At 66.0% G+C, this 11,241-nt stretch carries 8 protein-coding genes and 2 pseudogenes; all 10 read right to left on the reverse strand.

What is annotated here, in order from left to right; translation table 11 throughout:
• Nucleotides 1-179 precede the first annotated feature (179 nt).
• Nucleotides 180-3,590: a hypothetical protein gene (locus AUJ55_05255; protein ID OIO58299.1), complete on the reverse strand. Its 3,411-nt coding sequence runs from the start codon at nt 3,588-3,590 to the stop codon at nt 180-182.
• Between the two features lie 299 nt (nt 3,591-3,889).
• Nucleotides 3,890-4,241, reverse strand: a pseudogene (locus tag AUJ55_05260) (DNA (cytosine-5-)-methyltransferase).
• Between the two features lie 81 nt (nt 4,242-4,322).
• Nucleotides 4,323-7,013 (reverse strand): hypothetical protein, encoded by a 2,691-nt coding sequence (locus tag AUJ55_05265; protein OIO58300.1) that lies wholly within the window; start codon nt 7,011-7,013, stop codon nt 4,323-4,325.
• 7 nt (nt 7,014-7,020) lie between these two features.
• On the reverse strand, nt 7,021-7,479 hold the full coding sequence (locus AUJ55_05270; GenBank protein ID OIO58301.1) for a hypothetical protein: 459 nt from the start codon (nt 7,477-7,479) through the stop codon (nt 7,021-7,023).
• Complete coding sequence (locus tag AUJ55_05275; GenBank protein ID OIO58302.1) at nt 7,460-7,681, reverse strand: hypothetical protein; 222 nt, start codon at nt 7,679-7,681, stop codon at nt 7,460-7,462. The genes AUJ55_05270 and AUJ55_05275 overlap by 20 nt, the downstream gene beginning before the upstream one ends.
• Before the next feature lie 80 nt (nt 7,682-7,761).
• The gene (locus AUJ55_05280) at nt 7,762-8,811 is read right to left on the reverse strand and encodes a hypothetical protein (GenBank protein OIO58303.1); all 1,050 of its coding nucleotides are present in this window, start codon (nt 8,809-8,811) and stop codon (nt 7,762-7,764) included.
• A 28-nt stretch (nt 8,812-8,839) separates the two neighbouring features.
• A complete protein-coding gene (locus AUJ55_05285; GenBank protein ID OIO58304.1) occupies nt 8,840-9,535 on the reverse strand; it encodes a hypothetical protein in 696 nt (231 codons plus the stop codon).
• A 34-nt stretch (nt 9,536-9,569) separates the two neighbouring features.
• Nucleotides 9,570-9,920, reverse strand: coding sequence for a hypothetical protein (locus AUJ55_05290; protein ID OIO58305.1), 351 nt, complete (start codon nt 9,918-9,920; stop codon nt 9,570-9,572).
• A 210-nt stretch (nt 9,921-10,130) separates the two neighbouring features.
• Nucleotides 10,131-10,892 (reverse strand): 3-deoxy-D-manno-octulosonic acid transferase, encoded by a 762-nt coding sequence (locus AUJ55_05295; GenBank protein ID OIO58306.1) that lies wholly within the window; start codon nt 10,890-10,892, stop codon nt 10,131-10,133.
• Between the two features lie 101 nt (nt 10,893-10,993).
• A pseudogene (locus AUJ55_05300) lies at nt 10,994-11,241 on the reverse strand (hypothetical protein).

Consider the following 11,241-nt stretch of genomic DNA (forward strand, 5'->3'; position numbering starts at 1 on the left):
AGAACAGGTCCATCAAACCCACGGCGGAACCACCCACCGCCACTAACCGTTTACAAATTTTCGCCCCCAAACTGTCCAAGGAGTGGGGTCCACCCCACTCGGCTACTTTCTCGGCTACTTTCTCGGCTACTTCAAACAGGTGGATGCGCTGCGCTTATCCACCCTACGAAATCTCCTTCTTACCCCGCCACCTCCCGCCACCCCCCCCGTACCAGCGGGAAATACAGCCCCAGCTTGACGGGGCGATCCTCCAGCCGTTGGAACAGCCGGGCATAACCGAGCAGCTGCCCCCGGTAGCGCTCCACCTCCCGGTCGAGGAATTCGTCCGCCCCGCCCCCAGCATGGCCGCCGGTTTTAAAATCGACGATCCAGCGGGTGCCGTCGCCGTCGACGAAGGTCCGGTCGATCACCTTGTGCACCGGCTGCCCCCCCTCGATGCCGGTCAGGGGGTATTCGGTGCGCACCTGGGTGTGAGCGGTATCGAAAATCCAGCGCCCCTTGGGGTCCTCCAGGGTTTGCAGCAGCGCCCGGACCACCTTGGCAACGGCTGAAAATCGCTCGGTGGTGGGGACGCCAAGTGCGGCCAATTGTCGGGCAAAGGCCGGTTCCAGCGCCGCCACCCGGTCACGCCCCCAACGCGAAAGCCCCTCTTTGCCGATCCGCTCCAACATGCGGTGGACCACCGTCCCCACATGTTTGGCCGCCTCCCCGGCCCAATCGAACTCGACCTCGATTTGCGCCGCCGGGGCGGAGGGGGTCGCGGCAAGGGGGAGCGGCGCAGGCAGCCCCACGAGGTGCCAATCGGCGGGCAGGCGGCGCAGGGGCGGGGCGACCGTGGGGAGCGCCCCCTCGATGTGCGCGGCCTCCACCCCTGCCCGCAGCATCGCCCCCTCGAAGATGGGGCCAACGGCAGGCCACAGGTGGGCGAGCAGGCTGCCGCCGCTCGGAGGGCTCAGGCTGCGCACCCCGTTTTTGTCCTCTTTGATCTTCAAGCTGCCGATGCCGTGCAGCCGCTCCCGGGCGCGGGTTGCCGCCACATAGAGCAGTCGTCCGGTCTCCAGCCGCTCCATCTTGCACCCCAGGCTGCCCAAGTAGCGGTAGATCGGGTCGCCTTCGCCCCCGGTCGGGTGGAGCGGGGCGACGAGCAGGTCGGCCTCGTCCTCCCCCTGCCCCCCCATGGCGCGGGGACGCTCGACCCAGCGCAGCAGCGGGGTTTCTTGGTTGTTGGGGCGGCGCTCCAACGACGGGAGGATCACGGTGTCGAACTCCAGCCCCTTGGATTTGTGGATCGTCATCACCTGCACCACCCCCTCGGGGTCGGGCAGGGCGAAAAGCTGCTGGAGCTTGGCGTCGAGCCGGGCCGGATCGGGCAGGTCGCCCCCCTCCTCCAGTGCGCCGATCAGATCGAGGGTCATCAACCCCTCCTCCAGCTCAGTGGGGTGGTTCAGGCAGGCCGGACCCCCCAACGCCCGCCACACCCCCTCGACCCTTCCGCGCAGCCGCCCCCGCCGGGTGTGGCCCAGCGCCGGGGCGAGGATGGCGACGATGCGCACGAGCCGCGCTTGGCCGTCGGGGCTCAAAGCCGCCGCCACCTCGGGGTTGTTCATCCGCCCCCACACCGCCGCCGTCTTGCCCTCCCCCCCGGCCAAAATCGTCAAGTCGGCCAGGGTCAATCCGCACCAAGGGGCACGCAGGATGGCGAGCCAAGCCAGACGATCCCCCAGATGGACCAAAGCGCGGGCGAGCTGCACCAGGTCTTGCACCACCGGGCGGCGGGCCAACGGCTCGATCTCCACCGCTTGAAAGGGGATCGAACGGGCCGCCAGCGCCGCCAAAATCGGGGGCAGACTGGTCCTCGCCCGCACCAAAATGGCGACGCTGCCGCGCTTGATCGCCTGCTGCGCCAGCTCGGCCACCACCTCCCCCTCCTGCGCCCCCTCCAGCAGGGGGTGGAAGGTCGCCGCCTCCCCCTGCGCTGCCGGACGGGCGGCCACCGAAGCGGCGTAGGGGACCCCCCCCGCCACCGGATCGGGCTCGGCGGGCAACACCAGCGGGAAGGCGCGGTTGACCCAAGCGACGATCCCAGCCCGGGAGCGGAAGTTGACCGTCAGTTGCAGGGGGGTCAGGGGCCAATGGTGGCAGCGCCCCTCGGCCATGATGCGCACGAACAACCCCACCTCCGCCTCGCGGAAGCGGTAGATCGACTGCATCGGATCGCCCACCAAAAACAGGGTGCGGCCATCGCCCGGCTGCCACCCGGCGATCAAGGTGCCGAGCAGTTCGAACTGGGAGCGGGAGGTGTCTTGGAATTCGTCGATCAGCAGATGGTTGATGGTGGCGTCCAGGCGCAGCAGCAACTCGCTGGGGTTGTCTCCCCCCCCCAGCGCCTGGATCGCCCCCCCCATCACCTCGACGTGGTCGACCTCCCCTTGCTCGCCGAAGACGCGGCGCAGATGGGCCACGGCGCGGGGGAGCAGGCTCAAAACCGCCTCCAGGGTTTGCCACTGCGCCTCGTCATAGACGGGGGTGGGGAGGTTGTCGAGCCCTTGCAGCAGCGCCAGAAAACGGTCGGCCTCGGGGGAGGCGCTCAACCGCTCCAGCACCGCCCCCATCCGTTGCTTCCACTGCTTGCACGTGCCCTTGTCGGTATCGGGCAGTTCGGTGGGAAATCCGCAGTTTTTGTTGATTCCACGGGGACTACGCCAATCGCCTTGGCCGGTAAGTAGCAGCGCCGCCACCCCCCGCCAGGCGGGCAAATCGTCGGGGTGGGCGGTGAGGGGGGTGGTGCGGCCGAGCAGCGCCACCTGGGGGGCCTGCTCCTTGCCCTCGGAGCAGAGATTCCCAGCGGCGTAGCGCCCCAGGGTGAGGAGTTCGTCTTGCTCGGGCAAGGTCACCACCAGGCTGGAAAGCTCCTCGGCCAGCACATAACGCAGCCCCCCCTCCAACCGCACGCGCTCCAGCCGCGCCCCCTCCCCCTCTTTGAGGTGGCGCAGCCATTGATCGCGGCGAGCGAGCATCCCGGCCAGCAGCTTTTCGACCCGGCTCAGGTCGTTGTCGAGGTGGAGCAGCAGGGTTTCCAGCGCCTCCCCCGCCCCATCGCCCCCCTGTTCCAGCTCGGCCAGCAGACGGCGGGCCGCCTCGGCGAACAGATCTCCCGCCTCGTCGCCGATGCCGGGCTGGGCGCCGAAGCGGGCCAGCCACGGCATCTGCCGGGTGAGCGCCCCGCAAAAGGCATCGATGGTCAGGATGCGCAGCCGTCCGGGATTGCGGGTCAGATCCCAGTTCTGGGATTGCTCTTGGCGCCGGGCGGCGCGGGCGAGATCCCAGGTGATTTTTTGGAAGTCTTCGCCGGGGGGGGGAAGGTCGGCGTCCGCCAGCGCCTGCAAAATGCGCCCGCGCATCTCGGCCGCCGCCTTGCGGGTGAAGGTGATCGCCACCACCTCCTCAGGGCGCTGCACGGTGGCGAGCAGGGCGAGAAAGCGCTGGGTGAGCAGACCGGTTTTGCCCGACCCGGCGGGAGCCTGGACGATGAAGGAGGCGCCGGGGTCGATGGCTTGGGCGCGGATGGGGGCGTCGGCGAGATGGGTCATGGGCGTCCCTTGGACGGTATGTTTTGGCATTGAAAGCTGGAAGGGACGCGCTGTTGCCTCTTTGTACCACCCCTCACCCTAACCCTCTCCCCGGTTCCGGGGAGAGGGGACTGGCTGCCGGTTGAGGCCATACCTTAGGGAAACGCTGATTAAAGGCATCCTGCCTTGAATCAGCACGCTACGAAAAAAGCGTCGTTTTTGCTTCGCTTGCAAAATCAGAAGAGCTTCGGCGACGGGGTCGCCTCCTACGTTCCTGATTTTGGCAGACCATCCCTGGGCCGCTCGGAAGCGCGAATAAATCAGCGCTTCCTTAGATCTTCCCGAGCCGCCACCACCGCCAGCCGAATCGTCTCCAAAACCCCTTCGGTCTCCTGGAACGCCGTTGGATTCCAAAATCGCAAAACCCGGTATCCGGCTTGATTCGGAAAACGCCGTTCGGCGCTGGTCGTATTCCTCTTGCAGGGCGTGTTGTCCACCGTCGAGTTCGACGATCAGTCCCAATTCGGTGCAGGCAAAGTCGGCGACATAGGGGCCGATGGGGTGTTGCCTCCGGAATTTAACCCCTTCAAAACGGCGGTCGCGCAGGTATCGCCACAGATGCCGCTCGGCGTCGGTGGATTCCTTTCTGAGGTATCTGGCTTTTTGGCTCATCCTTGCCCCCCTGTACCACCCCTCACCCTAACCCTCTCCCCGGTTCCGGGGAGAGGGGACTGGGCGGGCTCGATTGCCGACTTAGCCAATCTCTGGCTCGTGCCCCTCCCCCTCCAGCGCTTCGGTCCCCATCCCAACCTCATGAATCCGGCACAGACCCGCCAAGTCGCAATACTGGCAGCTCTTCCCCCCCTCCTTGGGATCAACCGTCGCCACCCCCTCCCTAAAGTTAGTGGCCAGCCCCTCCAGGGTGGCGCGCCAGGCGGCGAGTTGCGCGTGCCAGTCAGTCACCTCGGTCAGCCTGCTTTGGGCCAATTCGCCCACCCCCGGCGCCACCCCCTCCCGGTCGGCAAGCCCGGCGAATTTGCTGTCGCCCAGCCGCACCTGAGCGTAGCCGAGCCCCGCCACCTCACCCTGCAGGGTGACGGCGTAGAGGGGGAGTTGGGGGTCGTTGGGGCGGTCGCCAAACCAGTCTTGGGGCTTTTTTTGCCCCCCGGTTTTGTAATCGAGAATCACCAACCCCCCATCCTCCAGCCGGTCGATCCGGTCGATGCGCACGTTGAAGGCGATTCCCCCCAGCTCCCCCCGCCCCCCCCCTTCCGAGGCGACCACGGTGAAGGGGGCGCGGGTCCGCTCCAGGTCCAGCCAGGCGACGACCAGACGCGTCAATCGTTTGCGCTCGACCCGCGAAAGCCGGGGGGGGAGGAGTTCTGGGGCGCGCTCGGCGAACGCGGCCACCGCCGCATCGACCGCCTGGGCGACCTGTTCCTCAAGCCCGGCGACATCGAGCGCCAGCAGCCGCTCTTGGCTGCCAACCACCCGCCAGAAATGTTCGAGCACCGCATGAACCAAGTCCCCGCGATGCCGGGCGTCGAGCCCCTCTTCGGGGGTTTCGAGACTGCGCGCCGCCAAGCGGTGACGGGCGAAGGCGCGAAAGGGGCACGCGGCCTGATCGGCAAAAAGCTGGCTCCCCCCCTCGACCTGCTCCCCGGTGGGGATCGGTCGGGTCTCTTCCGCATAGGGGGAGCAGGCGCTCACATCCACGGATTCTTGGGGGATTTTTGGGGGGGTGCCCAGCGGCACACCCAAGATCAAAGGGCTGGGGCGCAGTTCGCGATCCCCCTCATGGGCCGGCCAGCTCATGACGATTTCGGGGGCGGTGTGCAGCCAACGCTGGGTCAACTCGGCGGCAAAGGCCCCCTCCTCGGTTTGGCTGGCCCGGGGCATCTTGAGGCGCCGTTGCAGCTCGACCGGCAGAAAGGGGTTGGGGCTGGGCTGGGGGGGCCAGACCTCGTCGCTCAGCCCCCCCACCCAAACGGCGTCGAAGTCGAGCCCCTCGGCCTCAAGCGGGCCAAGAATCTGCACCGGCACCTCGGGGGTTTCGGGTTGGAAGAGGGTTTCCAGCGCCAGCCGCCGCAGCCAGCTCAGGCCCTCCCCCAGACTCATGCGGGGGGCGACCGCCTCCAGGCTGGCGAGCTGTTCCAGAGTGCGCCGCCAGCGCTGCACCGCTTGGTATTCGCGTGATGTGAGCGTTTGCTCACCCGGCCAGCCCGCCCGCGTGAGCCAGGCGCCGAAGCGCTGCGCCCACAGCGCCGGACTGCCCCCCTCGCCTTGCTCCGTCATGACCGCACGCAATCCCGCCAAGGTCTGGGCCAGGATGGGACAAGGGGGCAACCCTCGCTGCTCGTCCCCCTGGGCGGCGGCCATCACCGCCCCCAGCCCCAAGCGGGTGGCGCGACGGCGGCGCAGGGCAGCTTCGAGTAAAGCCCGGGGGATCGCCTCGGTCGCCCCCCCCTGCCAAAACGGGGCGCGCAGCAGGTCGCCCCAAGCGAACAGCTCCCCCTTGCCCCGGGCCAGCGCCAGGATTCCCAAAGCGGTGTGGATGACCGGCTCAAACGCCAGCGGGCGACCGAGCGACAGATTAAACGGGCGGGGGGCGTCGGGGTCGCTGCCGGGGAGTAGGGTTTCGGGGGCGAGGATGGCGGTGAAGGTCGCTTCAACCGCGTCGAGCCGGTTGCCGAGATCGGGCAGAACGATCCCCACCCGGCTGGCCCCTTGTTCCACCCAAGCACGCGCCCAGTGGGCGGCCCCTTTCAGCTCGGTGGCGCCGTCGGGCAGTTCGATCCGCTGCGCACGGCCCCGCTCTTGGGTGTCGGGTCGATGGCGAATGAGGGCGCAACCTTGGGACTCAAGCGCCTGGAACAGCGCCTCCTGTCGGGGGCTGAGCCGGTCGAAACCGGCCAGCACGAGCCGTGCGGGGATGTCGATCCCCCCCCCTGGAACCGCCGCAATCAGGTGGTCGGGCAACCGGGCCGCGTCGCTCCAGCCCTGGGTCCGGCAACGGTCTCGGTAACACGCGACCCAGCGTTGAAAGGCGCGGGGATCGTCGGCCAGCGGCTCGGGCAAGGGCAGGGGCAGCCGCCATTCGTGGGCCAGCCCCCAGGCCTCGAAGGCGGCCTTGGCGGTGGCGGAAAGGTTGAGCAAGGGGCGGTCGGCCTCGGCGGCGGCGATGACCTGTTCCCAGACAGCCCGGGATTGCCAATCGCTCAGCAGCTCGGGGGCAACGGGGTCGACCTCCTGCCACTGCTGCCCCAGCCGCTGCATCCAGCCGCTCCAGGGCAGGATGTCGGGACTCTCCCACACTGTCTGGCCCGCCCCCTGCTGCCGGGCGTCGAAGGCGGCGCGCAGGGCGCGGGTAAGCCGCTGGTTGGCGGTGACCACGGTGGTGGTCGCCACGACATCGATGTCGAGGTGGTCGAGGAGGGTTTTCATGGGGGGATTACGGCCGACGGGGATCGATCAGCGTCAGGGGAGGTGCAAAGCGTTGAAAGTCGGAGGTATTGGCGGTGACCAGGGTATCGAGGCCGTAGGCCAACATCGTGGCGACGATGTTGGCGTCGTGAACCTGTTTACCCCCAAAAGGGGTTTGGTCGTACAGCCGCCACAGGGTCTCCATCACCGGAGCGGTATCGTCCAAAACCCGGCACCGGTCGCGCCAAACCGTGAGCCAGACCAGAAGGGTTTCGCGTGCAACCGCTTGAGCCTCGCCCCGAGAACGGGACAACACCGCCAGATATTCGCGCAGGACCTGACGACTAATGCAGAGCATCCGCCCTTCAACCAGCCGGTTCTCGACGAACCGGCGCACCGTCTCGTGTTCGGGCGCCTCACGCACACTGGCGTAGATCAAGACATTGGTGTCGAGAAACAGGGGGGTGTCATCGCCCGTCGTCGCCATACAGCCCCTCCCGAGACAGATCGAGCCCCCCCCACTGGCCCACCGACATCGGCTCGGGCAACCCACCCGGAGCGGGGGGTGGCTGGACCATGGCCAAGTCGATGACCGCCGCCAACACCTCGGCTAAAGGCTTTTTCATTCGGCGCTGCAACATCGCCAGTCGCTCGCCGTGCACCTCGTCCAACTCGGCTTCGATACGCATGTTCGACCCCTTTTACCTTGAAACGGCTGCGTTTCATGACGCGAAGGTACCCGTTTTGACCCATCCGCGCATCGACCGCCTCAAATTCCAGCGGTTGCGGGCGCCACTCTCCTGCCCCAAATCGCCTCGGCCTTCGAGCCCACATACCAGAAGCTCACCGCCAGCAGGGCGAAAAACACGGTTTTGTGCAGGCCGTCCCAGAAGAACTCAAAGAAGCGGGTGTAGAGGTTGATGATGAGGAAGGTGGCGCCGAAGCCGCGAAAGGCGCCGTCACCGCTGCGCAGCCCATAAACGAGGCTGGCGATCCCGGCCAAGGCGAAGAGGAGCGACCAGCCGAGCAGGGAGGCCTGACTGACCTTGGACCAGCTCTCCCACGAGTCGTGGTCGCCAAAGATCGACAGAATCCACAGCGCCACAAAGAGGTAGAAAAGACCGGCGATCCGGGTCACCCCGAAGAGCGGTTCGAAACGGGGATGGCGTTGCAGCAGGAAGGCGAGCGCGATGATCGCCGCCCCAAAGGGAACGAAGCGCAGCGGGTAGTTCATCCCCAAGAAGTAAGCGCCCCAGCCCGAGACGTACCCGGTCTGCAGGCCGTACCAATGGCCCAGGGCGATCAAGGCCAGCAGCCAACCCCAGCGCGAATCCATGGCGATCCCGACCCCACCCCAGATCGTCACCCCGAGCAGGATCAACCAGGGCACCTCGGCCCGCCCCACATCGAGCGCCTGCCCGGCAAAGGCGATGGCCCCCCCTACGGCGATCAACCCCAGGGTCACGGTCGCCTCGAAGCCGTACCCCCCTTCCGGGCGGATGCGGCGCCGGTGGGCCGCCCGCCAGAGCAACACCGCCCCGATCAGCGCCGCCATCAGGCTGCGCACCCAGTAGGGGGCGTTGAAGATCGACAGGAGCCAGGCGATCAGCGCGTGATCGGCGAGCAGGCTCCCCGCCGAGATGACGACGCTGAAGACGGCGAAGAGAAAGGCGTAGCGGGCAAGACGGTGCCAATCGAAGGGGGAGATAACGACTGCCGCCCGCATCCGTACCCCGAGGTCGGAGGTGACGATCCCCTCGGCTTCCCAGCTTTCGATGGCCCGGTCGATCACCTTGGCCTCTTTGCGCGAGCACTCCATGAACGTCTCCCCCGTCGGTTGGTGCTGTTTAATTGTGTCGATATACGTCTTGAATGGGTCGCAGCCGGATTTCGCTGGGGGCGGTATTGGGGGAGCAGTCGAGAATGTAGGCGATGGCGGCGGTGACGTCCTCCACCGGGATCATGTGCTCGGGGATCAGGCGGGGGTCATCCTGGACCATCGGGGTGTCGACATAACCCGGCTCCAGCGCCGCCACCTTGACCCCCCGCGCCCGCATCGGGTCGTAAAGCGCCTCGCTCAGGCCGATCAATCCGAACTTGCTGGCGCAGTAGGCAGCCGCATTGCCGAAGGCGATCCGCCCGGCGTTGGAGGCGACATGGATGACCGCCCCTCCGAACCGCATCCGGGGAAGCAGGGCTCGGTTGAGCAGCACGGGGGCCTCAAGGTTGACCCGCAACATGGCGCGCAGCGCGGCGGGGTCGCTGTCCCACAGGGGGCCGTGGGTCAGCAGTCCGGCGGCGTGGATGAGGACGTCGAGGGTTTCGGGAGCCGCCGCGATGGCCGCCTCGATCCCCGCCTCGTCGGCCAGATCGACGGCCACCGGGGTGACCGCGACCCCGTAGGTCGCGGCCCAGCCGGTGGCCAGCTCGGCCAGCACCTCGTCGCGCCGACCGACCAGGGTCAGGGCATAACCCCGTTTGGCCAGAAGCTCGGCTGCGGCCAAACCCATGCCGCTGGTGGCGCCGGTGATCAGGGCGTGCATGAGCTCCTCCTCTCAACCCAAGGTTGGATTTGTTTCACAGCGCAATCCCCCAGCGCCGCAATCCCAGCCACAACACCCCGTACACCCCGGCGGTCGCCCCCATCGACACCCCCAACGCCAGCCAGAAGTTCAAGCCCTGCTTGAGCAGCAGCGGCAGCAGGAGGAAGAGCGCCAAGGAGGGAAGGACGAGCCAGAAGATTTGGGTAGAGAGTTCGCCGATCCTTGCGGCGGGAGTCCCCTCTATATGGAGCCAAACGAAGGCAAGCAGCGAGGTCAGTGGCAGCGCCGCCACCAAGGCGGCAAAGGGGGTCGAGCGTTTGGCGATCTCGGAGACGGCGACGATCACCAGCGCCGAGAGCAGAACCTTCGCGAGGTAGTAGAGCATGGGTAGCCTCCCCCTTTGTTGCTACAAACCCTTGAATTGGGAGAGCCCAACACTCGAACAAGCGGTTGAACGATTTCAAGTCGATAAACAGTGGCGTATGCCGAAAAAATATTTCTTCTCTACCAAACAGTTATCGTCGCTATAATCGCGTTGGGTTGCGACGACGCGGCCGGCATGGGGCTCCTGGCACTACAGGGGCCCTTTTGCTTTTCAGGGAAACACTTTCAGGCCCATTCCCTCAATTTTGCCAAAACCGTTTCGATAGAACTTCTTCCTCAACACGGTCATGGCCCTGTTTTCTTGGTCGGGCCGCAGTACCGAAAGCCCAATGGGCCTCGCCGTCAAATCGGCCAACTGCAACCCTTCGGAATTCGTTTTCTTATCTGCAACGATCAGATCGAATGGCAATCGCCTTGCAAAGTAGTTGTCTCCATCGCGGATGCGGCGAAACTCAAGCTCCAGTTCGGCATCCTCCTTCGCCCCCCTCGCCTCGCAAACCAGAAACGTCAGGGCATCGTCCTGACCCCTCCCCTTCAACAACCGGTAGATGCGCTCCAAGCCGAACTCCAACGCCAAATGATAGGGGTGCGCGGGTTGGGTATAGCGCCCCTTCAGCCTCTTCTTGTCGATGACCACCGCGACCAGTTGGAACTCTGTGGCTTCGATCAGCTGGGTCAATTGGCTCAAGAAGGCTTCGCGAGGCCCCTTCGAGAGCCGGGAAAACGCCCCCCGTTTACGACGAATGTCTGATTCGTGCAACACCACCATGTCGTGCCCGAAGGTGGCGAATTTGAGCAGCCGAATCGCCGGAGTTACCTGCTCGGCGTACCCCTCCTTCCGAAAGATGCAAAACGACAACACAAACACCGGATACTCTGGGTCGATCGATTCCAGACTGTGATCGCCGCTTTCATCGACATAGACGATGAAGTCGCTGTGCTTTTGCCCCGGTTCACCCCTGGTTGTCGTCATGCGGTCCCCCTGATCCGAACGTTTGCCCAACGGGCTACATCCACTTCCCCTGGGGTGGACCCCACTCCTTGGACAGTTTGGGGGCGAAAATTTGTAAACGGTTAGTGGCGGTGGGTGGTTCCGCCGTGGGTTTGATGGACCTGTTCTGGGGTCTTGCCGCCGAGGGCACTGTGGGGGCGCTCGGTGTTGTAAAACCGGAAGTAGCGGTCGAGCCCCTGGTGCAGCGCCACCCCATCGGCATGGTCGTACAGGTAGATCTCTTCGTACTTCACCGTGCGCCACAAACGTTCGATGAAGACGTTGTCCAGCGCCCGGCCCCGTCCGTCCATGCTGATGAGAATCTGTTGTT

This window comes from Proteobacteria bacterium CG1_02_64_396, assembly GCA_001872725.1.
Lineage (GTDB): Bacteria > Pseudomonadota > MNWR01 > CG1-02-64-396 > CG1-02-64-396 > CG1-02-64-396.

Coding starts and splice junctions, on each gene's coding strand:
- AUJ55_05275 (OIO58302.1), bottom strand. CDS start 7,681: ATGCGTATCGAAGCCGAGTTGGACGAGGTGCACGGCGAGCGACTGGCG.
- AUJ55_05285 (OIO58304.1), bottom strand. CDS start 9,535: ATGCACGCCCTGATCACCGGCGCCACCAGCGGCATGGGTTTGGCCGCA.
- AUJ55_05295 (OIO58306.1), bottom strand. CDS start 10,892: ATGACGACAACCAGGGGTGAACCGGGGCAAAAGCACAGCGACTTCATC.
- AUJ55_05290 (OIO58305.1), bottom strand. CDS start 9,920: ATGCTCTACTACCTCGCGAAGGTTCTGCTCTCGGCGCTGGTGATCGTC.
- AUJ55_05280 (OIO58303.1), bottom strand. CDS start 8,811: ATGGAGTGCTCGCGCAAAGAGGCCAAGGTGATCGACCGGGCCATCGAA.
- AUJ55_05265 (OIO58300.1), bottom strand. CDS start 7,013: ATGAAAACCCTCCTCGACCACCTCGACATCGATGTCGTGGCGACCACC.
- AUJ55_05255 (OIO58299.1), bottom strand. CDS start 3,590: ATGACCCATCTCGCCGACGCCCCCATCCGCGCCCAAGCCATCGACCCC.
- AUJ55_05270 (OIO58301.1), bottom strand. CDS start 7,479: ATGGCGACGACGGGCGATGACACCCCCCTGTTTCTCGACACCAATGTC.